The sequence below is a fragment of the Dactylosporangium sp. CA-152071 genome (assembly GCF_050936335.1).
Taxonomy (GTDB): domain Bacteria; phylum Actinomycetota; class Actinomycetes; order Mycobacteriales; family Micromonosporaceae; genus Dactylosporangium; species Dactylosporangium maewongense.
Genome location: NZ_JBNJMZ010000001.1, coordinates 2,236,018 through 2,258,088, shown reverse-complemented (window position 1 = coordinate 2,258,088; position 22,071 = coordinate 2,236,018). Strand labels below are relative to the sequence as shown.

Below are 22,071 nucleotides of genomic sequence, written 5' to 3'. Positions count from 1 at the left end.
ACGACGGGGCCGGAAGGCGGTTGACGATGGTGGAACGTTCGGTCATTTTCCCTCGCTGGGTGTACCTCGGTGGCGGTGAGGTGCGCACGGGCGCGGCGGTGGTCGTCGAGGGCGACCGGATCGCCCAGATCCTGCCGGCCGACCAGGCCGAGGGCATCGACGCCCGGCGGATCGAGCTGACCGACAAGGTCCTGCTGCCGGGGCTGGTCAACATGCACACCCACGCGGGTGCCGGCCCCGTCGGCCGGGCCGTGTCGGAGGACTACGAGCTGCCGACGGGCATGCCGTTCTACGTGCCGCTGTCGCGGCTGTGGCGGCACGCCTACCGTGACGAGCTGCGGGAGCAGTTCCGCGCGGTCATCGAGTGGGACGTCCTCGGCATGATGCGGACCGGGACGACGACGATCCTCAACCACGCGTCGACCGACATCGAGGGCTACCTGCACATCGCCGATCGCGTCGGGGTGCGGACCTTCGCCGGTCCGACGATCCCGCTCGACGTCACCGCCCGCCTGGGCCAGCTCTCCGGCGGGCGGGAGGACCGCAAGCAGACCACCTCGGAGGAGGTCCAGCTGGCGGAGCTCGAGGAGCTCGAGCGGATGTTCGGGGAGTGGGACGGTGCGGCGGGCGGGCGGATCACGATGGTCCTCGGGCCGGCCGCTGTGCACACCGACGAGTTCAGCGTGCTGGCCGGGGTAGGCGTGGCGGCGAAGCGGCTCGACTGCCTCGTCACGACCCACCTGTGCCAGGCGCCGAGCGAGCTCGCCGCGACGCAGGAGCGCTTCGGCACGACCCCGCTGCGGGTCCTGCAGCGGGCCGAGCTGGCCAACGAGCGGCTCATCGCCGCGCACGGCACGTACCTGCCGGACGGGGACCGCCAGCTCGCGGCCGACTCCGGGATCACCATCGTCCACTGCGCCTCGCGCAAGGCGAAGGAGGCCGTCATCTCGCCGTCGGTGTCCTTCATGGACTCGGGCATCTCCATCGCGCTCGGCACCGATGGGTTCAACTGCGACATGGTCGAAGAACTGAAGTTCGCCGCGATGCTCGGCAAGATCGGCGTCGCCCAGTCGCACCGGCCGACCGCCGCCGAGGTCCTCGACCTCGCGACGAGCCGCGCCGCCTCGATCCTGCGCCGGTCCGACCTCGGCGTCATCAAGGAGGGCGCACGGGCCGACCTCATCGGCGTCGCCATCACCGACCCGTCGATCGCCCCGGCGCTCGACGTCCTCCAGTCGCTCGTCTACTACGGCAACGGGCGTGACGTCCAGTTCGAGATGGTCGACGGCCGGGTCCTCATCCAGGACGGCGCCTTCCTCGACGTCGACCTCGACGGCGTCCGCGCCCGCGCGGAGGCGGCCCTCGCGTCGATCTGGGAGTCGGCGATCGACGCGGGCGTCATCGCCGAGGTCCTCCCGAGCATCAACCGCACGCGGCCGTTCGCCTAGCCCGTCGGCCCGGGCCTTTCCGATCACACTCAGCACATCCAGGAGGCGATCCATGACCGATCTGCTCCTCAAGGTCAGACAGAACATCAATCTGCTGTCCGGCAGCCCCGCCATCGTCGGCGACGTGACGACCGCGTCGCGCCGCACCCTGACGTGGGGAGAGCTCGGGACACGTCTCGACGGTCTCGTCGGCGGCTTCCGGGAGCGGGGCCGCAAGCCCGGCGACCGCATCGGCATCGCCCACTACCAGGGCACGTTCGGACTCGAGCTCTATCTCGCCGCGCAGGCGGCGGGCCTGCAGCCGGTGCTGCTCGGCATCACGCTGAACAACCACCTCGACGCCGCCGCGCGCGCCCTCGATCTCAAGGAGCTGTTCACCGGCCCGGAGCTGCTGGAGGCGGCCCGGCGGGCGATGGGTTCGGCGCCTGTCTGGTTCACCGAGCCCGGCACCGACACCTACGACGAGGTCGCGCGGCAGGACGGCGACACCGAGTGGGTCGGCCTCCGGGCGCCCGACACGGTGTCCGGGATCCAGTACTCGACGGGCACGACGGGCGTGCCCAAGGGGATGGTCCGCTCCGTCGGGGCGGACTACTGGGACGCCGTCAACCGCTCACTGTGCATGCGGCTGCGGCATTCGGAGCGGTGGCTCGCCGCCAGCCCGACGAACATCAACGTCTCCGTCGGTGCCCTGCGGGGCATGACGCTCATGGGTGGCACGACGATCGCCCTCGACGACGTCTCCATCGCCTCGATCGAGCGCAACAGTCAGGACGGCGTCACCGTCCTGCCGCTGCAGGCGCCCGCCTGGCGGGCGATGCTCGACTCCGGCGCGGCCGAGCGCCTGCTCGACAAGGGCCTGCGGGTCCTCGTCGCGACGGGCCAGCGGACACCGCGCGCGACGCTGCGCCGCCTCGGCGAGCTCGCCGCGGGACGGGGCGAGGTCGTCAACAGTTACGGCCTCACCGAGACCAGCACGCTCGCGATCCTCACGTCCTCGATGCCGGAGTACGGTGACTCGTCCTCGGTCGGGCGTCCCGCACCGCTGAGCACCGTCGACATCGCGCCCCGGCAGGACGCTCGCGGCGACACGCGCGGCGCCGGGGAGGTCCGGGCGAGCGGCCCGGGCATCTCGCCCGGCTACGTTCTGGCGTCCGAGCTCCACCAGACGGCCACGTCCAACGTCGGCGCGGCGGTCGACGGGTGGTTCTACACCGGTGATGTCGGTCGCTGGGACGAGCGGGGCAACCTGCAGATCCTCGGTCGCTGGAAGGACGCCTTCGTCCTCAACGGCGCATACGTCTACCCGTATGAGATCGAGGGGATCCTCGGTGAGATCCCCGGGGTGCTCGACTCCGTCGTGATCGGCCTGCGGACTGACGGGCAGTCCGCCGGCGGCGAGCTTCCCGCGGATTACATGGCCGTCGTCGTCCATTTCAAGGGCGATGTCGCCGAGCAGCGGGCCGCCATCGGGGCCGCCGTCGCCGAGTTCCCGGGCGCGCTGACGCGGCTGTTGCTCATCGACGAGATGCCCCGCAACTCGAGCGCCAAGATCAACCGGGCCGAGGTCGCCGGCCTCGTCGTCGCGGGCGTCCCGTCGGCCCTGGAGCTGTGATGGAAGGCGTCGAAGCGGTGCCGCTGCGCATCTGCATGATCTCGCCGATCCACCTCTCCGAGCCGGTCACCGCGGCCCGGGCGGAGCGGCTGCGCGAGCTCGGCGGGCCGGACCTCGACGTGGATCTCGTCGGTCTGCCTCCCGAGGCGCCGGTCGGTCTCGACCGGCCGGAGGACATCGAGGCCGCGACGGCGCACATCACCGCTGTCGCGGCGGGTCTGGACCCGGCGCGCTACGACGTCGTCGTGCCGGACTGCGTCCTCGACCCCGGCGTGGAGGCCGGTGCCGACTGTGAAATTCCTGTCCTCGGCCTGCTCCGCCTCATCGCCTCGGGTCTGTACGGGCTCGGCAGGCCGTTCTCGGCGGTGACCCGCAACGAGACGATCGCGGCCGAGCTCGAGGCGCGACTGCGTGGCTACGGCCTTGCCGAGGGCTTCAGAGGGACCGACATCCTCAACCTCGGAGTTGAAAAGGTGTTCCACGGAGAGGAATGGTCGAACGCCATGGGTCAGGTCGTGCGCGAGCGCGCCCAGGCCGGCGTCACCATCGTCCTCAACGGGTGCAGCGCTGTCGCGACCGGGCCTTCGCCCTGGTCCGGCAGCTGGGTGGTCGATCCCACCACATACGCGTTTGACCTCATTCGAGCCCGCCTGCACAACGGGGTGCGGCCGGCCGGCTGAGGCCCGAACGGGCCGCCTCGGGAGGTGTCGACGGCACCTCCCGAGGGGGTGGCCGCTGCCCTTCAAGCCATGGTCTTGACGGCCGTTGACATCGCTTCAGCGGCTTCATAATCTCATCTAGAGGAAAACAGTTCCGACAGATGAAACACGAGCGGTCGATCCCCCGCCCGGCGGACCGGAACACCATTCCCGCGACCGGCTCTCGCAGTCCTTTTGAGACACCACCTTCCTTCCCGGCTGCTGAACCGGGCCATCTCCTCATCGGAGGACAGAATGAACGACTTCCCCCCGGCTCGGCTCAGCCGAAGGAGCGCGTTGCTCCTCGGGCTGTCCGGCGCCGCATCCCTCGCCCTCGCCGCTTGCGGCAGTGTCGACGACGCCGCGTCCGGCGCCGGTGACGACATCAAGGCGCTCTCGCCCGACGGTGCGCCGGGCGACACGCCCCCGGCCGGCGTGAAGCTGGCCGCGACCCAGAACGCGACCATCGCCGTGTCGAACCTGCCCTCGTCCATCGACCCGATGGTCGTCGTCAGCGGTGGCGCCCGGCGATTCGACATCTACGAATCGCTCATCGACACCCACCCCAGCACCGGCGAGCCCCGCCCGTTCCTCGCGACGGAGTGGAAGCAGGTCGACCCCAAGACCTGGCAGTTCACCCTGCGTCAGGGCGTCAAGTTCCATGACGGCACGCCGATGACGGCCGAGGACGTCGTCTTCAGCTTCCAGCGGGCCGCGACCCAGGGCTACGGCATCGCCACGCACTTCTCGACGATGGCGAGCGCGCGCATCGTCGACGACAAGACCGTCGAACTGGTCACCAAGACCCCGGACGTGCTCATCCTCAAGCGCCTCGCTCAGGTCGCCATCCTGCCGAAGAAGTACTACGAAGGCCTCGGGACGGACCAGAAGGCGCGTGACGCCGCGTTCGCCAAGGCTCCGATCGGCACCGGCCCCTACAAGTTCGAGTCGTACGCCTCGGACAAGGCGGTCGTGAAGAAGGCCGGCGACACGACGTGGCGCAAGCCGACCCTCGAGAAGATCACCTTCCTGCAGGTCACCGACGCCGGCACGCAGCTGAACTCGCTCCTCGCCGGGGACGTGCACTACATCAACATCCAGCCGCTCAACAACCTGCCGACGCTCAAGAACGCGGGCGCGACGCTCGTCCAGCTGACCAAGGGCAACGACCTCGGTGCCTTCATGGACTCCGTCGACAACAAGGGCAAGCCCAAGACCGGCCCGATGGGTGACAAGCGGGTCCGCCAGGCGATCCAGTACGCGCTCAACAAGGAAGAGCTCGTCAAGTCCGTCCTGCAGGACCGCACCGTCGCCGACGACGGCCAGCTCATCGGCAAGGGCCTGCCGGGCTACACGGAAACCGTGAAGGACTACCCGTACGACGTCGCGAAGGCCAAGGCCATGCTCGACGAGGCGGGCTACCCCGTGAAGGCCGACGGCACGCGCTTCACCATCACGATGGCCTCCGCCTTCGCGGGCACGGGCTCGGTGCGCCGTCTCATCGGCGAGTGGATGCAGTCGTCGATCAGCAAGCTCGGCATCAAGGTCGAGTTCACCGCGCTGACCGACACCGCGCTGCAGCTCGAGTACTTCTACAACACCAAGCAGCGTCCCGACATCTACCACTTCGGTCTGTTCACGCGCCCCTACATGGACGCCGCGCGGGCCTACAGCCGGTTCGTCTCCGACAGCGGCTCGTTCCACATGAACAACCCCGAGTTCGACAAGCTCTACAAGGAGCAGCTCGGTGAGCAGGACCCGGCCAAGCGTCAGGCGATCCTCGCCAAGGTGACCGAGATCTTCCACGAGGAGTCCTGCTTCCTGTTCGCCTGCGCCGACGTCTGGGTGGACGCCGCGGCGAAGAACCTCAAGGGCCTGGTCCAGTGCGACGTCCAGACCGAGCAGTACTACGACCGGCTCTACATCACCGCATGACCTCGATGCCTTCCGGCGGGTCGTCGGCGCTGTTCACCGCGGTCCCCGAGTCCACACAGGACCCGGAGACGATGGAGGCCTACGAGAAGTCCCGCGAGCTGTTCGGGCACGTCTCCGAGCTGTTCTCCATCCTCGCGAACGCGCCGACGGCCCTGTCGGGCTGGATCGACCTGCTCCGCCGGCTGCGCCGTGAGCTGGCGGTCGCACCGCGGCTCACGGAGCCGGCGATCATCACCGTCGCGCGGCTGTACGGCAACGGGCGGGTGGCCGCGTCGCACGAGCGGCTGGCCGCCGCTGCCGGGGTGGACGCACAGGTGCTCCGCGCGGCGGCCTCCGGCGAGACGGATCGGCTCGACGCCGACGAGCGCCTCGCCTGCGACCTCGCCGCGGCGGTCGTCGGCGGTGGGGCCCCGGAGCCGCTCGTGCGGGAGTGCCAGTCGCGCCTCGGGGTCAGGGAGACGGCCGAACTCATCATCCTCACCTCCTTCTACTGCATGGTCTGTCGCGTCAACGCCTCGATGCAGGTCTACGTCGACCTGCCGCCGGCGCAACCGGCCGGGCACTGACGAGCGCCGTGTCAGCTGTACTCGCGTACGACCGGTACCCCGGAGAGGGGCCGCTCGCGGTACTGCTCCACGGCTGGGCCTGTGCCGGAGAGGACCTGCGGCCGCTCGCCCTCGAGCTCGCGGGCCGGCACGACGTCGTCGTCCCCGGGCTGCCGGGCCATCCGCGCACGGGGGCGGCGCTCGGTCCGGCCTACGGGGTCGAGGCGATGGCGCGGTGCGTGCTCGACCTCGTGCGCGCACTGGACCGCGGGCCGGCCCTCCTCGTCGGCCACAGCCTCGGTGGCGCCGTCGCGCTCGCCGCGGCCCGGCTCGAACCGGCGCTCGTCACCCGTGTCGTCACCGTGGAGACGTCGTGGGCCTGGGTCGAAGCATCCATAGGGCCCATCGATCTCGCTGACGCGGAACGCCGTTCCGCAGGTGTGAACCTGAAGCGGGAGCAGCTGGGTCTGTCCGCGGTGACCGGACGGCTCGACCCAGCGGCCATGGCCGAGGCGCTGTCCTCGGTGCTGGAGTGGTCCAGGGAGCCCTCCCGGGACTCGCCGCTGCACGGTCTCGGCATCTTCGGCGACCCCGGCTGGGCGGCAGTGAGCAGCTCAGGAGTGCCTGGCGCTCGGGAGGGTGGAGTCCGGCGCGCCCATCTGGCGGGCTGTGGGCACTGGCCGCACGTCGAGCGTCCGGCCGCGGTGGCCCGGCTGATCGCCGCGACCGGGGGCGACGAAAAGCATTGACCGCCCAGTAGCTCTGGATTACGTTGTGCGGAACGCCGTTCCGACTGATGGAGGTGCCGTGAATCGCCTGAGGGTCGTGCTCGTCCACGGCGCCGGCCGCGGAGCCTGGTGCTGGCAGCGCCTGACCCCGCTGCTCGACGCGGCGGGGGTGGAGTGGGAAGCGCCGACGCTGACCGGACTCGCGGACCGCGCGCACCTGCTCGGTCCCGAGGTCGGCCTGCAGACGCACGTCGACGACGTCCGCGCCGTCGTGGCCCGGCAGGCTCCGGCCGCGGTATGTCTCGTCGGCCACAGCTACGGCGCGGTCGTCGTCGCGGGCGTCGTCGGGGCCGAGGCCGAGCATGTCGCGCGGGTCGTCCTCCTCGACGGTCCCGTCGTCGAGGACGGCGAGAGCGGGGCGGACGTGCACCCGAAGGGCGACGCGATCCGGGCCCGGGCGAGGCGGCACGGAGACACCGACATCATCCCCATCGCCGGCGGGCCCGACGACCGGCTCTCCCCGGCGGACAACGCCTGGATCGCCGGCAGCGTCACCCCTCAGCCCCTGCGGTGCGTGACCGACCCGGTCCGCCTGCCCGGCGGGTGGCCGCTCGACCTGCCCAAGGACTACGTCCTGTGCGGCCGGCCAGGGGAGTCCCCGGACCGTCCGTACCTCTCCCGCGTCCGGTCCGGCGAGGGGTGGTCCACGCATGTCGTCGACAGCCCTCACGACGTGATGATCGCGCGGCCGGACTGGCTCGCGGAGCTGCTCGTCCGTCTGTCCGTGAACCCCATCGACGACTCCCGACGCCCGTGCCCGTAGCGACGGAAAGGCTGATCGCATGACTCTGAACGTCGCGCCCATGGGCACCGCCCCCGCGACGACCCGTGGCGGTGACCGGGCCCCTCAGGCCCCTGTCTGGTCCCGGCTCCTCTCGCATGGCGTCGTCCGCTTCGCGGTGCGCAGTGTCGTGCGGCTCGTCCTGGTCGCCGTCGGCGTCCTCACGCTCCTGTTCGTCCTGCTCCGGATCGCCGGTGACCCGGCCAAGGCCCTCGCCGGGCAGGACGCGACACCTGCCGACCTCGCGCGGATCCGCACCGGCCTCGGGCTCGACCGGCCGATCATGACGCAGTACTGGGAGTTCGTCTCCCGGGCGTTCCTGTTCGACTTCGGCGACTCGTACCGGCTCAACAGCGACGCGATGGCGGAAGTGCTGCACCGGCTGCCCGCCACCCTCGGCCTCATTCTGGCCGCGCTCGCGCTCGCGCCGCTCATCGGCATCCCGCTCGGCATGATCGCCGCGCTCGCCCGCAGCCGGATCTACGACAAGCTGATGGACGTCATCGTCGTGGGCGGCCAGGCCATCCCCGTCTTCGCCGTCGCGGTCCTGCTCGTCTACCTGTTCGGCGTCCAGCTGCGCTGGGTGCCCACACTGGCGACGGCCGGCTTCGCCTCGGACCCACGGGCGATAGTCCTGCCGATCCTCGTCCTCGCCATCCACCCCATCTCCCGCATCCTCGAGGTGACCCGGGCGGGCCTGGCCGACAGCATGCAGGAAGACTTCGTCCGGACCGCGCTGTCCAAGGGCGTCCCGCCCGCCCGGCTCGTGACCCGTCATGCGATCCGACCGGTGCTCAACAGCCTCATCACCGTCCTCGGCGTCGACTTCGCCGGGATGCTCTCCGGAGGCGTCGTCGTCGAGTTCATCTTCGTCTGGCCCGGTCTCGGACACGTGCTCATCTCCGGCGTCTCCAACCGCGACTACCCCGTCGTCGGCGCGGCGACCTTCGTCGCGGCCGTCCTCGTCGTGCTCGTCAACCTCGTCATCGACATCGCCTACCGCCAGCTCGACCCGCGGATCCGAAAGGGGCGCTGACCATGGCTCAGCCACCGCAACCGGCCGGCGTGCCGGGTCCGGCCGACCGCATCGACGCGGTCGCGGCCGCGGCCGAGGTCCCGACGGCCGCGGCAACGCCCGCCGGCCCGTCCGTTCCCGAGCGCCGCGACCCGTCACGGACACTGCTGCGCTCGTTCCTGCGCTCCAAGGCCGGCGTGCTCAGCCTCGTCGTGCTGCTCGGCATCGTCGTGGTGTCCCTGCTGGCCGGCCAGGTCGCGCCCTACGACCCCGGGCAGCTGAACCCGGCGAAGTCGCTGCTCAAGCCGGTGTGGGCCGGCGGCAGCAGCGACCATCTGCTCGGCACCGACGAGCTCGGCCGCGACCTGCTCTCACGGCTCATCTTCGGCGCACGGACGGCGCTCGCCCTCGCCTTCGGTGCCGCCACGATCAGTGCCGTCGTCGGCACCGTGCTCGGACTCGTCGGCGGCATGAACCGCCGGTGGATCGGGCCGGTCGTCGACTGGCTCTGCGACGTGCAGCTCGCGTTCCCCAACATCGTCCTCGCCCTCGTCGTCATCACGTCCCAGGGCAACAGCATCACCTCGCTGCTGGTCGTGCTGTCGATCTTCGGGTGGGTGCACTTCGCCCGCGTCGTGCGCAGCGCGGTGCTCACCCTCCGGCAGGCCGACTTCGTCCTCGCGGCGCGCGGCAGCGGCGGGTCGACCCTCAGCATCACCTTCCAGCACATCCTGCCCAACGTCATGTCGTCCGTGCTCGTCCTGTGGACGTTCGCGGTCGCGACGGTGCTCCTGCTCGTGAGCGGCCTCAGCTTCCTCGGCCTCGGCGTGCAGCCCCCGGCCTCCGACTGGGGCCAGCTGTTCGCCTCCGGGCGCGCCTTCCTCATCCAGAACCCGTGGTACGCGTTCATGCCCGCCGTTGCCATCACCGTCACGGTGCTCTGCGCGACCGTGCTGGGCCGGACGCTCCGCACGACGCTGAACCCGAGGACCCGATGACTGCCACCCCGAACGCGCCCCTGCTCGCGGTGCGCGACGTCACCGTGACGATCACCAAGGGCAAACGCCAGACCGACGCCGTCACGGGCATCGACTTCGACGTCGCAGCCGGAGAGATCGTGGCCATCGTCGGCGAGACGGGGTCAGGCAAGTCCCTGTCGGCGCTCTCGGTGCTCCAGCTGATCCGGAACCCCGTGCGGCTCGCCCGCGGCAGCGTGCTGCTCGAAGGGCGGGACCTCACCGATCTCAAGCCCGCCGACCTGCGCCGGGTGCGTGGCGGCGACATCGGGATGATCTTCCAGGACCCGATGACCGCGCTCAACCCGTTCCACACGGTCGGGCAGCAGATCGGCGAGGCCATGACGGTCCACCGCAAGCTGTCCAGGGAAGCCGTGCGCGAGCGGACCCTGCGCCTGCTCGGCGACGTCGGCATCGTCAACCCCAGACAGCGGATCGACCAGTACCCCCACGAGCTGTCCGGTGGCACCCAGCAGCGAGTCATGATCGCAATGGCGCTCGCCAACGAGCCCAAGGTGCTCATCGCCGACGAGCCGACGACCGGACTCGACGTGACCGTCCAGGCCCAGATCCTGCGCCTGGTCCGCGAGGCCGCCGTGTCCTGGGGGATGGGCGTGCTGCTGATCACCCACGATCTGGGCGTCGTCGCCGGTTACAGCGACCGCGTCGTCGTCATGTACGCCGGCAACGTCGTCGAGAGCGGGCCCACGGAGGAGGTGCTCGCCGCGCCGGCCCACCCGTACACCCGGGCCCTGCTCGACGCGCGACCGGAGAACGGCCGTCCCGGCATGAAGCTCAACGCCATCTCCGGCGGGCCGCCGGAGCTGTTCAAGTTCCCCGGCGGCTGCCGGTTCCAGCCGCGCTGCGCGGTCGCGACGGCCGAGTGCGGCGCGGCCAACCCGGCGCTCGTGCCGGCGCCGGACGCGTCCGAGGACCGCCTCGTACGCTGCATCCACCCCTTCGCCGCGCCCGTGCCGAGCGATCCCGTCCGGAAGTCCGGCGTGTCGATCTCGCTGCCCCCGGCCCCCGCCGAACCCGGCGTCCCGGCCATCCGCGTCGAGGGGCTGCGCCGCGTGTTCGCCGGCGGTGGGCACGTCACCAAGGCGGTCGACGGCGTCGACCTCCAGCTCGCGTTCGGCGAGACCCTCGGCATCGTCGGCGAGTCCGGCTGCGGCAAGTCGACGACGGCACGGATTCTCGCCGGGCTCGACCAGCCGTCCGACGGCCTCATCCGCTACGCCGACGGCAGGGAGCTCACGCACCGGCGCGGCGGCGTCGACCACACCTTCGTCCAGTACGTCTTCCAGGACACCTTCGGCTCGCTCAACCCCCGGCGCACCGTCTGGCAGATCATCGAGGAGCCGCTCAAGCGGCTCACCGGCCTTTCGAAAGCGCAGCGCGCCAAGCGGATCCGGGAGTACATGGCCGAGTGCGGCCTCATGCCGAGCATCGAGTCCCGCTACCCGCACGAGCTCTCCGGCGGCCAGCGCCAGCGCGTCGGCATCTGCCGGGCGCTCGTCGTCCAGCCCAAGGTCGTCGTCATGGACGAGCCGATGTCCGGTCTCGACCTGTCGGTCCAGGCGCAGATCATCAACCTGCTGCAGGACCTGAAGAAGGATCTCGGGCTGACGGCCGTGCTCGTCTCCCACGACATCAGCGTCATCCGGCACCTCTGCGACCGCGTCGCCGTGATGTACCTCGGCCGCGTCGTCGAGGCCGGGCCGGCGAGCAGCCTGCTCACCGACCCCCTGCACCCGTACACGGCGGCCCTGCTCAGTGCCGTCCCGCAACTGGAGACCGAAGAGCGCCGCCCCGAGATCCCGCTGCGCGGGGATGCCGGCGATGTCGACCCGGCGTCCGCCTGTGGCTTCGCGCCGCGTTGCCCGATTGCGCGCCCCGACTGCCGCACCGACGAGCTGCGCCTGACGCCTCGGCGGGACGGCCTGCTCGTCGCGTGCCACTACCCAGGTCAGTTCGACCAAGCCTGATTCCCGTCCTGCGACCGCGGATCGCGTCGTCCGTCACCGGACGGCGCCGCCGTGGCGCCAGAGGAAGGTCCCCACATGAACGAGCCATCACCGTGTGACGTCCTGATCCGGGGCCGGATCATCACCATGGACACCAACCGGCGCGTCCTCTCCGACGGCTGGGTCGCCGTCACCGACGGCGCCATCGTCGGTGTCGGCACCGGGCCGGCCCCCTATCAGCCGCGCGAGACCTGGGGCGGGGACGACCACCTCGTCATGCCCGGGCTCGTCAACACGCACACGCACCTCGTCCAGGGCTGCATCCGCAGCATGGCCGAGGGGACGAGGTTCCAGGAGCGGCTCTTCGGGTTCTACTACCCGATGACCGGTGCCTGCGACGAGGAGCGGTCCTACTGGTCGGCGATGACGCCGACGCTCGACCTGCTGCGTTCGGGCGTGACCACGACGACCGACGACCATTTCACCCACGCGAACAAGCGCTCGATGGACGGCGTGCTGCGCGCCCTGACCGACGCGGGCATCCGCGCCCGCGCCGCGCGCCTGCTCGTCAACGACCCGCTCGCGGTGCCGGAGGAGCTGCGCGAGGACATCGAGACCGCGCTCAGCGAAACCGACCGGCTCGCCGCGGCATACGACTCGGAGACGATGTCGGTGACGGCGAGCACCATCGGCATCACCTACGTCAGCGAGTCCGACCTGCGTGCGCTGTACAAGTGGACCCTCGACAACGACAAGCAGTTCGACATCCACGCACCCTCGATGATGGACGGCGCCTACCTCAAGGACGTGCGCGGCTGGTCCGGCGGCTCCTTCGAGTGGCTGCACGCGGAGGGCATGCTCGACAAGCACGTCATCGGCATCCACGCCCAGAACATCCGGCAGGGCGAGGCCGAGCTGCTGGCTCGCGCCGGCGCCAGTGTCTCCCTCGTGCCGGACATGGAGCTCATCCTCGGCATGGTCACCTTCGACTCGCGTCAGTACCTGGACGCGGGGGTCACCGTCGGTCTCGGTCTCGACGGCCCGGTGGTCTCCTACGGCCACAACTTCTGGCTCGGGATGCGGTCCTACCTCATGGCCCAGCGCATCGGTGACAGCGCGCGCAAGCTCGTCCGGGGCGACAAGGGCCACTTCGGCGACGAACTGCTGTTCGGCAGCGCGGAGGAGGCGCTCGAGCTCGGCACCATCGGCGGCGCCCGGGCGCTCGGCCTCGGCGACCGGATCGGGTCGCTCGAGGTGGGCAAGGAGGCCGACCTGCTCGTCATCGACCTGTCGACCGAGCCGACCGCCGCTCCCGAAGGGGCGCTGCTGGCCAACCTCGTCTGGTCCGGCGGGCCCGCCCCCGACTCCATCGACCGGGTCGTCGTGCGCGGCCGCACCGTGATGCGCCGGGGTCAGCCGGTCCAGGTCGATCTCAAGGAGGCCGTGCGCCGCGCGAACGAGGTCCAGCTCGAACTGTTCCAGGAGACCGGCTGCGACAGCTTCCTCCGGCGCGGCTCGACCTGGCAGTGGTCGTGACCATGAGCGGCGCGACACCGGGAGCCCACGCGGAGCCGGCCATCGGGTGGATCGGGCTGGGTGCCATGGGCGCGGCCATGGCCGCGAGGCTGGTCGACCGGGGCCGTCCCGTCCTCGGATGGAACCGCGGCGCGGCGCGCGCGGCCGACGCCGCCGCGCGCGGGGTCACCGTCACGTCCGACATCGCCGAGGCGGCCTCGCGCGACATCGTCGTGAGCATGCTGCCGGACGACGAGGTCGTGCGGGAGGTGCTCGGCGGCGCCACGGTCCTCGCGGCCGTCAAGCCGGGCAGTGTCCACGTCAACTGCGCGACCATCTCTCCCGGTCTTTCGCGCGAGCTCGACGGGCTGTACCGCTCCCGCCGCGCCCACTATGTCTCGGCGCCGGCCTTCGGCCGGTCCGCGGCCGCGGCCGGAGGTCAGCTCACGATCGTCGCGGGTGGCGACGCCGAGCCGGTGGGCCTGATCCGTCCGGTCCTCGACGACCTCGCGGTCAGCGTCCACGCCTTCCCCGAGCCGGCGCAGGCCAACCTCGTCAAGATCCTGGGCAACTACCTGATCGCGGTGACGGCCGGCTCGCTCGGCGAGGTGGCCGGGATCGCCGAACGTGGCGGGCTCAAGGCGGACCAGCTGCTCGACGTCCTCACCGAGCGGCTGTTCTCCGGGCTGATCCATCGGGCCTACGGTCAGATGGTCGCCGAACAACGGTATGAGCCGGTCGCGTTCACGATGCGACTCGGGAAGAAGGACGTCGACCTCGCCCGGGCGGAGGCCCAGCATCACGGGGGACACCTGCCCCTCGGTGACGTCATCGCCGGCGCGCTCGGCGAGGGGGTCGCGGGTACGGCGGCCGAGCAGGACTGGGCGTCCGTCGCGGAGTGGTTCCGGACGCGGGCCGGAGGTGTGCGATGAGTCGCTGGCTGATCGTCGGTTACGGCCGGGCCGGCGAGGTGCACGCGGCCGCGCTCTCGCGCGTCCCGTCGGCCGTCGTCGCCGGTGTCGTCGACTCCGTGCCGGAGGCCCGCGAGAAGGCCTCCGCCGCCGGCTACGCCGTCCACAGCGATCTCGAGGCGGCGATCGAGCGGACCCGTCCCGACGCGCTCTCGGTGGCGCTGCCGCACGACCTGCACGAGTGGACGGTCGATGTGGCGGCGGCCCACGGGCTCGCCGTCCTCGTGGAGAAGCCACTCGCCCGTGACGCCGAGGAGGCGGAGCGGATGGTGTCCACCGCCAGAGCCGCCGGTGTCGAGCTCGGGTGCCTGATGAACTACCGGGCCTACGCCCAACTGCGTTGGGTCAGGGACCTCATCGCCGGCGGCACGCTCCGGGTGCGCAGCGTCACCGTCGAGGTCAACCTGCCGGCGCCCGTCCAGGTGCCCGGCTGGCAGACGGACAGGGCGCGGGCCGGAGGCGGCCTCCTGCGCACGGTCGGGGTCCATTACCTCGACCTGCTCGTGTGGTGGCTCGGCGTGCCGGAGCGACTCGTGGGCCAGGTGACCGGACCGAACGACGAGGTCGCGACGGCGCTGATCGCGCTGCCCGGCGACGTCAGCGCGGCCGTGTCGGTGGCGGCCGTCGCGGCACGCGGTGCCGGGGTGCGGATGACCCTGTTCGCCGATCAGGGAAACGTCGTCATCGATGGTTCGCGGGTGGTCTCCTCACCCGAGGGGATGATCCCGCCGGCACCTGAGGCCGATGGTGTGGACCTCCTTTACGGCTCAGGTCATCTAGAGTATTTTCGGGCAGCCGACCGGGCCGTCGGGCTGAGGGAACCGTTCCCGGTGCGGGGGGACGAAGGACTGGACGCCGTTCGTCTCGTGGATCTCTGGTATGCCTCCGCGCGGACCGGCGGATGGGTCAGGCTGTAATCTCGCTACCCACCACGACGGGCTTTACCGGCACCGTGCTCGATGCCACTGACGGCGGCCGAGGGGCACGACTTGGAAAGGGAATGACGTTGTCGCAGGACAGCCAGCTGGCCGACCTCGAGCTCGAACTCGGAGCGGGGGCGAAGGTCTCGAGCGCCACCATCGCGACGGTCGTGCGGGCCGTGGATCTGCTGATGTACTTCAAGGACGCCCCGACCCGTGACCTCGGCGTCAGTGAGATCGCCGACGGGCTCGGCATGTCGAAGGCGGCCACGCATCGCATGCTCGCGTCGCTTCGGGTGCGCGGCCTGATCGAGCTCGACGAGACGACCCGCAGGTACACCCTCGGCATCGGCATCATGCAGCTCGGCCTCGCCTACATGGACCAGATCGACATCCGTCGCATGGCTCACCCGGAGCTCGCCCGGCTGTCCAACCGGACGAACGAGACAGCGACCCTGTCCGTCCGGGTGGATCAGCGCCGGCGCATCTACGTCGACGAGGTGCTGCCACGACGCGAGGTCATCATGTCGGTGAGCCTGGGCATCCCCTACCCGCTGCACGCGGGTGCGTCGTCGAAGGCGTTCCTCGCGTTCTTCACGGAGGACGAGGTCGACCGCTACCTCGACAGCACGCTCGAGGCGGTGACCGACGGCACGATCACCGACACGGCGGCCCTGCTCAAGGAGCTCAAGGCCGTCCGTGAGCAGGGCTGGGCGCGATCCATCGGGGAGCGCCGCAGCGGTGCGGCATCGGTCGCCGCCCCGGTCTTCGACCACCACGGCAAGGTCGCGGCCGTCATCAGCGTCTGCGGACCCAAGGAGCGGTTCGAGGCCGAGTTCGACGCCTGCCGCGATGCGTTGCTCGAGGCGACCGCGCGCCTGTCCGTGCGTCTCGGGTGGACGCCGGGGCGTACGGGTGAGGCGACCGCTCGCTGATCACGCGGCCGGGCGCAGCGGGAGCAAGGGGAGCGGTGGGGGAGTTGGGGAAGGGCGCCGCACAGAGCGCGCACTGTTCCCTTTCTAAGGTATAGCGGACCCCGGGGCTTGCGGCAAGAGGTGGGTCAGGGCGCAGAATCGCTGGCCGGAGCCGGAAGCAGAGGATGTGCCTGACCATGCAACCGTTGCGGACCAGTGTGTTCGAGCTTGGGGGGCGGCTTGCCGTCAAGGGCGAGCCGGGGCTGATCGACAGGGACGAGCGGCACTTCGCGGTGATCGCGGAGAGCCTGGACGGGACGATCGCGGAGCTGCGGGAGCGGCTGGACGCGGAGCGGAGAGCGCCCGGGGGGATCGGGCAGGCGGCGATGGACCGCGACGACGAGGTGCGGCGGCTGTCGGGGCGGTTGCGGGCGTTGCGGCGGTTCGGGATGGACCTGTGCCTGGGCAGGATGGTGCCGGAGTCGGGCGAGCCGGTGTACGTCGGGCGGCTCGGGCTGACCGACGGCGGCGGGCGGCGGTTGCTGCTCGACTGGCGGTCGCCCGCGGCGGAGCCGTTCTTCGGGGCGACGCACGCGAACCCGATGGGGCTGGTCAGCCGGCGCCGGTACCGGTGGACGCGCGGCAGGATCACCGACTACTGGGACGAGGTGTTCACGCCGGAGGGGCTCGAGGGGCACGCCGCGCTGGACGACCAGTCGGCGTTCATCGCCACGCTCGGGAGCAGCCGGTCGGCGAGGATGCGGGACGTGCTCGGGACCATCCAGGCGGACCAGGACGCGATCATCCGGGCGGGGTCCGGCGGTGCGCTGGTGGTGGACGGCGGTCCCGGGACGGGGAAGACCGTTGTCGCGCTGCACCGGACGGCGTACCTGCTCTACGCCGATCCGCGGCTCGGGCACAGGCGGGGCGGCGCGCTGTTCGTGGGGCCGCACCAGCCGTACCTGGCGTACGTGGCGGACGTGCTGCCGAGCCTCGGTGAGGAGGGTGTGCAGACGTGCACGCTGCGGGACCTCGTGCCGGAGGGGGCGGCGGCCACGGCCGAGACCGATCCGGAGGTGGCCCGGCTGAAGGCGTCGGCGCGGATGGTGGGGGCGGTCGAGGAGGCCGTCCGGTTCTACGAGCGGCCGCCGGCGAAGGGGATGACCGTCGAGACCCACTGGGCGGATCTCTGGATCGGCGCCGAGGACTGGGCGGAGGCGTTCGAGGCGGCGGAGCCCGGGATCCCGCACAACGACGCGCGGGACCTGGTGTGGGAGGAGCTGGTGCGGCTCCTGCGGGAGAAGGAGGACGTCCCCGAGGCGCAGCTACGGGCGAACCGCGAGCTGGTGACGGCGTTCAACCGGGCGTGGCCGCTGATCGACGCGAAGGACCTCGTCGGTGACCTGTGGTCGGTGCCGGCGTACCTGCGCAGGTGCGCGCCGTGGCTGTCGGTGGAGGAGGTGCGCCGGCTGCAGCGGGCGGACCCGCAGGCGTGGACGGTCAGTGACCTGCCGCTGCTGGATGCGGCCAGGCAGCGGCTCGGCGACCCGGCGGCAGCGGCGCGACGGCGGCGGCGGGCGGCGGACGTGAAGGCGCGGCGGGCGGGCATGGACCGGGTCGTGGACGACCTGATCGAGGCCGCCGACGACGAGTACGGCACGGGCCTGGTGACGATGCTGCGCGGCGAGGACTTCCAGGAGGCGCTGGTCGACGAGGCCGGCCTGGCGGAGCGCGACCCGGACCGGCTGGCGGGGCCGTTCGCGCACATCGTGGTGGACGAGGCGCAGGAGCTGACCGACGCGGAGTGGCAGATGCTGCTGCTGCGCTGCCCGTCGCGGAGCTTCACGATCGTCGGGGACCGGGCCCAGGCGCGGCACGGGTTCGCCGAGTCGTGGCAGGAGCGGCTCGGGCGGGTCGGGCTCGACCGGGTCACCATGGCGTCGCTGAGCATCAACTACCGCACGCCGGAAGAGGTCATGGCCGAGGCGGCGCCGGTGATCCGGGAAGCGTTGCCGGACGCCAACGTGCCGGTGTCGATCCGAAAGAGCGGCCTTCCCGTCGTACACGCGAAGAAAACGGACATCAAGACCATCATCGGCGAGTGGCTCGCGGCGCACGAGGAGGGCACGGTGTGCGTCATCGGCGACCCGGAGTTCGCCGCGACGGAGCGCGTGCGGTCGCTGACGCCGGAGCTGTCCAAGGGGCTCGAGTTCGACCTGGTCGTGCTCGTGGATCCGGAGGCGTTCGAGAGCGCGGTCGACCGGTACGTCGCCATGACGAGGGCGACGCGGCAGCTGGTGATCAGCCGGTCTCGTCGTCGATGAGGCCGTAGGGCGGCTGGTCCGGCCGGCGGGTGAAGCGGACGATGACGTCGTCGGCGGCGGCGGGGGGCGGGGCGTTGTCGGCGACGATGATCTGCGCCCCCACGCCGCGGCCGGCGAGCCACTGCTCCAGGTGCTGGTAGATGCGCTCGATCGTGACGGTGTCGGCGAGATCGCCGGCGACGCCGAGGTTCTTCTGCGGGCTGTCCAGCATGAGGAACCCGGGGTGCGACGAGCGGCTCTCCCACGCGATCTCGAACAGGGCGAGCTGCCAGGCGAGCGCGATCAGCGTCCGCCCGCCCGACGACGCGGCCGTGTAGGGCTCGCCGCGCATGTACGGGGTCAGGTCCTCGGCGAGGTAGGCGTCGGCGACCTTCGGGTAGTGCCACTCCTGCAGGATCTCCCGGTAGCGTTCGCTGACGAGCCGGATGACCGCGGTCCGGTCCGCGCGCCGCGCCTGCGGGCCGGCGGCGGCGAGCTCCTCGCGGTACGCGGCGACCTGGTCCATCTGGTGCAGGATGCCGGCGGCGCGCCGCTCCAGGCTCTGGATCAGCCGCAGCCCGCTCAGCGCCCGTTGCAGCGTCGCGGCGGCCTCCTCGCGGCGCCGGGCGAGGGCGTCGCGCTGGGCGAGGAACGGCGTGATCGTGTGCGCCGTCGCCTCGTCGACCTCCGCGGCGGCGCGGGCCTCGTCGCGCTGGGCGCGTTCCGCGGCGTCCCGCAGCCGCGGCAGCTGCTCCTGCAGCTCCTCGGTGTAGCGGTTCAGCTCGGCGAGGCGGGTCTTCGCGGAGCGCAGCTCGGCGGTCACGTCGACCGAGCCGCCGTCGGTGATCGGCAGCTGGCAGGCGGGGCAGCGGTCCTCGCCGCCGGTGGCGGCAGCTGTCCCACTGCCACCGGTGGCGGCAGCTGTCCCACTGCCACCGGTGGCGGCAGCTGTCCCACTGCCACCGGTGGCGGCAGCTATCACACTGCCATCGGTGGCGGCAGCTGTCCCACTGCCACCGCTGAGCGGCTCCAGGCACGACGGGCACGCCGAGACGCGCATGGGCTCGAAGAGGTGGTCGGCCTCGGTGAGGATCGTCCACTTCGCGACGTCGTCGGCGTAGGTGCCGTGCAGGGTCTGCATCCGCTGCAGCTGGGTCTCCCGGTCGCGCAGCTCCGCCGCCGTGCGGCGCGCCTCGGCGGCCGCGGCGCCGTGCCGCTCGCGCAGCTCCTCGGCGAACATGGTGTCGGCGCGGGCCTGCGCGTCCAGCGCCGCGAGGGCCTGCGCGCACGCGGCCAGCTCGTCCTTCGCGGTGCGGTGCAGGGTCTCCAGGTCCTCGCGGCCGCCGACGTGCTGCTCGTCGACGATCTGCTCCGCCGCCCGGTACGCCGCCCGGGCCGCGGACAGCTCCGCCTCGACCGCGCGGATCCGCCGGCCGATCTCCACGGAGTGGTCGTCGTGCACGTCGAAGACCACGTCGACGACCTGCCGCAGCTTCAGGTGCTTCATCGGCACGCTGCGGAAGAGCAGGTCCTTGCCGTCGAGGCGCTCGTTGGGCAGGAAGCACAGCCACATCAGGTCGCGGAAGCTCAGCGGGTCGGTGTCGACGCCGCTGTCGCGCAGCCGGACGCCCTCGAGCTTGCAGTGCGACAGCAGCATGGTCGACAGGCTCTCCGGGTGGCTCGCCGGGCGCAGCGGCCGCCGTGCCGGGGGAGTGGCGCCCGGCTCGTCGAGGCGGCCCGCTCGCACGTACGCGAACATCGACGGCTCGCCGACGGTCCGCTCGATGAGGTACGGCGAGCCGGACAGCTCGACCTCCAGGGTCGCCGCGCGCACCTTCGGCATGATCTCCGGGTGGCGCGGGTGGTCGGAGGCGCCCAGGCAGTAGTCGACGAACTCCAGGATCGTGGTCTTGCCGGTGCTGAAGGCGCCGGCGAGCACGGACAGCGGCCGGGGCGAGTCGTCGGGCGCCCGGAAGTCGACGTCATAGGTGCGGTCGCCGCTGTGCAGGCGCAGCCGTCTGAGCCGGATGCCGTGTGCTCGCAAACCGATCATGTCAGGTCCTTCAGCGCGGACGAAGGGACCGGAAGGAGCCACAGCCGCAGGCCTTCGCGCAGCCTCCGCGTGCTCAGGCGACGAAGGCGGCGGATGACGATGCGCGCCGCTGTGCGGTACACCTGAGCGTACATCGCGGTGAATCGATCGGCCATCCTCGCGCCCTCCTGGGTGAGCCGGTAGGTCACCCGTCCGGTGGCCGTGACCTCGACGAGCCCCCGCCCGACGAGGGCGGCGAGGTCGTGGGACAGGTGCAGCTGGGCGGTGACGAACCGCTGGCCCGGGCTGGCGTAGGCGACGGCCCGGTCGTCGAACCCGGCGAGCCGCAGCGTGGTCCGGTCGGCGTCGTCGTCGGACCGCGCGAGGAGCAGCGGGTGGGCGGCCAGGAAGTCGTAGACGCCGAGGCGTTCGGCGTCGAGGGGCTCGGCGGCGCTGGCCAGGAGCAGGAGCAGCCTGGTCTGGCGGAAGACGGAGACGTCGTCTGGGGTCATGCGATGTCCCGCCAGTGGATGACCCAGCCCGCGCGGCGGTCCTCGACGACCCGGTGCATGAGACCGCACCGGTGCACCGGCCCGGCCCGCAGCTGGACCGGGAACGCGCCCGACTCGCGGATGTCGTGCATCACCTCGGCGTGCAGCCCCGGCAGCCGCGGGTCGCCGGCGAACGCCATCGCGTTGAACCGCGCCTCCCAGATGCTGTGCACGACCCCGTCGGCCTCGCTCAGCGCCGCGACCTCCGCCGGCACCCGCTTGTCGAGGACCTCACGGGCCAGCAGGTCGGCGTTGAAGTACTCGCGCTTCGCGGCGCCGACCTCGACGTGCCCCGCCGCCCGCAGCTGCCGCACGAACAGCGCCCGGTCCAGGGCCGTGTCGTCGTCCTCGCCGAGGTCCCGCACGGGGGTCCGCTGGGTCTGCGCGGGCACGTACGGGTCGTAGAAGTGCCGGCGCACGTGGGCGCAGTCCGGCCGCACGAGATGGTTGCGCAGCACGTTCTCGTGCCACAGCTCGATCGAGACGCCGGTCTCCCGCTGCCGCCGCGCCCGCCAGTTGTCCCACCACTGGGCGGTCGGCGCGTCCATGCTCGCCGGCACGCACAGCACCCACTGGCTCAGCCGGTACCCGTTGCGGGCGGCCGCGGCGAGCGCCGAGTCGAACGACTCGCGGATCTGCCCCTGCTGCGACCGGCCGACGACCGGCCAGAAGTACTTCGACTGCCAGATGATGACGAGCCCGGACAACTCGCCGAGGAGGATGTCGATGCCCCAGTCGCCGGGGTTGGCGGTGATCGCCCGGGCACCGGGGTAGATCGCCGCGAGCAGCATCGCCAGCATCTGCTCGAAGTCGTCGCGGGCGCCCGCGAGGTTGCCCGCCCGCAGCTGGTGCGCGGCGAAGTTGATCGGGGGCTCTCCGGAGGCAAGACTCATCGCGGCCGCGGTAGCGGTCATCCCCGCTCCTCCCACTCGCGCCCTGACCCCCATTGATCTTCGCGACTTTCAGACTGTCACGCAATGCAATAGATCCGCTACCCAGTGCGCAGTGTTTGTGCACTTTTCACCGTTCGTTTGTCGCTCGAACCGGTGACACGAGC

Annotated in this window: 18 protein-coding genes; 15 read left to right on the top strand and 3 right to left on the bottom strand. The window is 71.4% G+C overall.

What is annotated here, in order from left to right; genetic code table 11:
- Positions 1-59: 59 nt before the first annotated feature.
- The 15 genes from ACQEVZ_RS09860 to helR all read left to right on the top strand — a co-directional run bounded on the left by ACQEVZ_RS09860 (position 60) and on the right by helR (position 18,452).
- Positions 60-1,448, top strand: a complete 1,389-nt coding sequence (locus ACQEVZ_RS09860) for an amidohydrolase family protein (RefSeq protein ID WP_433364302.1) — start codon at positions 60-62, stop codon at positions 1,446-1,448.
- Positions 1,449-1,500: 52 nt separating this feature from the next.
- Positions 1,501-3,063 (top strand): class I adenylate-forming enzyme family protein, encoded by a 1,563-nt coding sequence (locus ACQEVZ_RS09855; protein ID WP_433364299.1) that lies wholly within the window; start codon positions 1,501-1,503, stop codon positions 3,061-3,063.
- Entirely contained in the window at positions 3,063-3,743 is a 681-nt protein-coding gene (locus tag ACQEVZ_RS09850) for an aspartate/glutamate racemase family protein (RefSeq protein ID WP_433364296.1), read from the top strand. Before ACQEVZ_RS09855 ends, ACQEVZ_RS09850 begins: the two co-directional genes overlap by 1 nt.
- A gap of 273 nt (positions 3,744-4,016) precedes the next feature.
- Complete coding sequence (locus tag ACQEVZ_RS09845; protein WP_344510732.1) at positions 4,017-5,696, top strand: ABC transporter substrate-binding protein; 1,680 nt, start codon at positions 4,017-4,019, stop codon at positions 5,694-5,696.
- Positions 5,693-6,262 carry a carboxymuconolactone decarboxylase family protein gene (locus tag ACQEVZ_RS09840; protein ID WP_433364292.1) on the top strand — a complete coding sequence of 190 codons (570 nt, stop codon included), beginning with the start codon at positions 5,693-5,695 and terminating at the stop codon, positions 6,260-6,262. Before ACQEVZ_RS09845 ends, ACQEVZ_RS09840 begins: the two co-directional genes overlap by 4 nt.
- An 8-nt stretch (positions 6,263-6,270) precedes the next feature.
- On the top strand, positions 6,271-6,990 hold the full coding sequence (locus ACQEVZ_RS09835; protein ID WP_433364289.1) for an alpha/beta fold hydrolase: 720 nt from the start codon (positions 6,271-6,273) through the stop codon (positions 6,988-6,990).
- Positions 6,991-7,048: 58 nt separating this feature from the next.
- Complete coding sequence (locus ACQEVZ_RS09830; RefSeq protein WP_433364286.1) at positions 7,049-7,792, top strand: alpha/beta fold hydrolase; 744 nt, start codon at positions 7,049-7,051, stop codon at positions 7,790-7,792.
- Positions 7,793-7,811: 19 nt separating this feature from the next.
- A complete protein-coding gene (locus ACQEVZ_RS09825; protein ID WP_433364283.1) occupies positions 7,812-8,846 on the top strand; it encodes an ABC transporter permease in 1,035 nt (344 codons plus the stop codon).
- 2 nt (positions 8,847-8,848) lie between these two features.
- Complete coding sequence (locus ACQEVZ_RS09820; RefSeq protein ID WP_433364280.1) at positions 8,849-9,823, top strand: ABC transporter permease; 975 nt, start codon at positions 8,849-8,851, stop codon at positions 9,821-9,823.
- A complete protein-coding gene (locus ACQEVZ_RS09815) occupies positions 9,820-11,829 on the top strand; it encodes a dipeptide ABC transporter ATP-binding protein (RefSeq protein ID WP_433364277.1) in 2,010 nt (669 codons plus the stop codon). The genes ACQEVZ_RS09820 and ACQEVZ_RS09815 overlap by 4 nt, the downstream gene beginning before the upstream one ends.
- Positions 11,830-11,904: 75 nt before the next feature.
- Positions 11,905-13,344: an amidohydrolase family protein gene (locus ACQEVZ_RS09810; RefSeq protein WP_433364274.1), complete on the top strand. Its 1,440-nt coding sequence runs from the start codon at positions 11,905-11,907 to the stop codon at positions 13,342-13,344.
- Positions 13,345-13,346: 2 nt separating this feature from the next.
- Positions 13,347-14,255 (top strand): NAD(P)-dependent oxidoreductase, encoded by a 909-nt coding sequence (locus ACQEVZ_RS09805; protein WP_433364271.1) that lies wholly within the window; start codon positions 13,347-13,349, stop codon positions 14,253-14,255.
- Positions 14,252-15,211 (top strand): Gfo/Idh/MocA family protein, encoded by a 960-nt coding sequence (locus ACQEVZ_RS09800; RefSeq protein WP_344510715.1) that lies wholly within the window; start codon positions 14,252-14,254, stop codon positions 15,209-15,211. The genes ACQEVZ_RS09805 and ACQEVZ_RS09800 overlap by 4 nt, the downstream gene beginning before the upstream one ends.
- A gap of 83 nt (positions 15,212-15,294) precedes the next feature.
- The gene (locus ACQEVZ_RS09795) at positions 15,295-16,149 is read left to right on the top strand and encodes an IclR family transcriptional regulator (protein ID WP_433364266.1); all 855 of its coding nucleotides are present in this window, start codon (positions 15,295-15,297) and stop codon (positions 16,147-16,149) included.
- Between the two features lie 176 nt (positions 16,150-16,325).
- On the top strand, positions 16,326-18,452 hold the full coding sequence (gene helR / locus ACQEVZ_RS09790) for an RNA polymerase recycling motor ATPase HelR (protein ID WP_433364263.1): 2,127 nt from the start codon (positions 16,326-16,328) through the stop codon (positions 18,450-18,452).
- On the opposite strand, the gene ACQEVZ_RS09785 is transcribed toward helR, so the two are convergent.
- Genes ACQEVZ_RS09785 through ACQEVZ_RS09775 form a run of 3 tightly spaced genes read right to left on the bottom strand, consistent with a single transcriptional unit; the run spans position 18,430 to position 21,928 of the window.
- Positions 18,430-20,484 carry a DNA recombination protein RecN gene (locus ACQEVZ_RS09785; protein WP_433364260.1) on the bottom strand — a complete coding sequence of 685 codons (2,055 nt, stop codon included), beginning with the start codon at positions 20,482-20,484 and terminating at the stop codon, positions 18,430-18,432. The genes helR and ACQEVZ_RS09785 overlap by 23 nt on opposite strands.
- Positions 20,481-20,975: a hypothetical protein gene (locus tag ACQEVZ_RS09780; protein WP_433364257.1), complete on the bottom strand. Its 495-nt coding sequence runs from the start codon at positions 20,973-20,975 to the stop codon at positions 20,481-20,483. The genes ACQEVZ_RS09785 and ACQEVZ_RS09780 overlap by 4 nt, the downstream gene beginning before the upstream one ends.
- Positions 20,972-21,928 (bottom strand): hypothetical protein, encoded by a 957-nt coding sequence (locus ACQEVZ_RS09775; RefSeq protein ID WP_344510706.1) that lies wholly within the window; start codon positions 21,926-21,928, stop codon positions 20,972-20,974. Before ACQEVZ_RS09775 ends, ACQEVZ_RS09780 begins: the two co-directional genes overlap by 4 nt.
- Between the last annotated feature and the right edge of the window lie 143 nt (positions 21,929-22,071).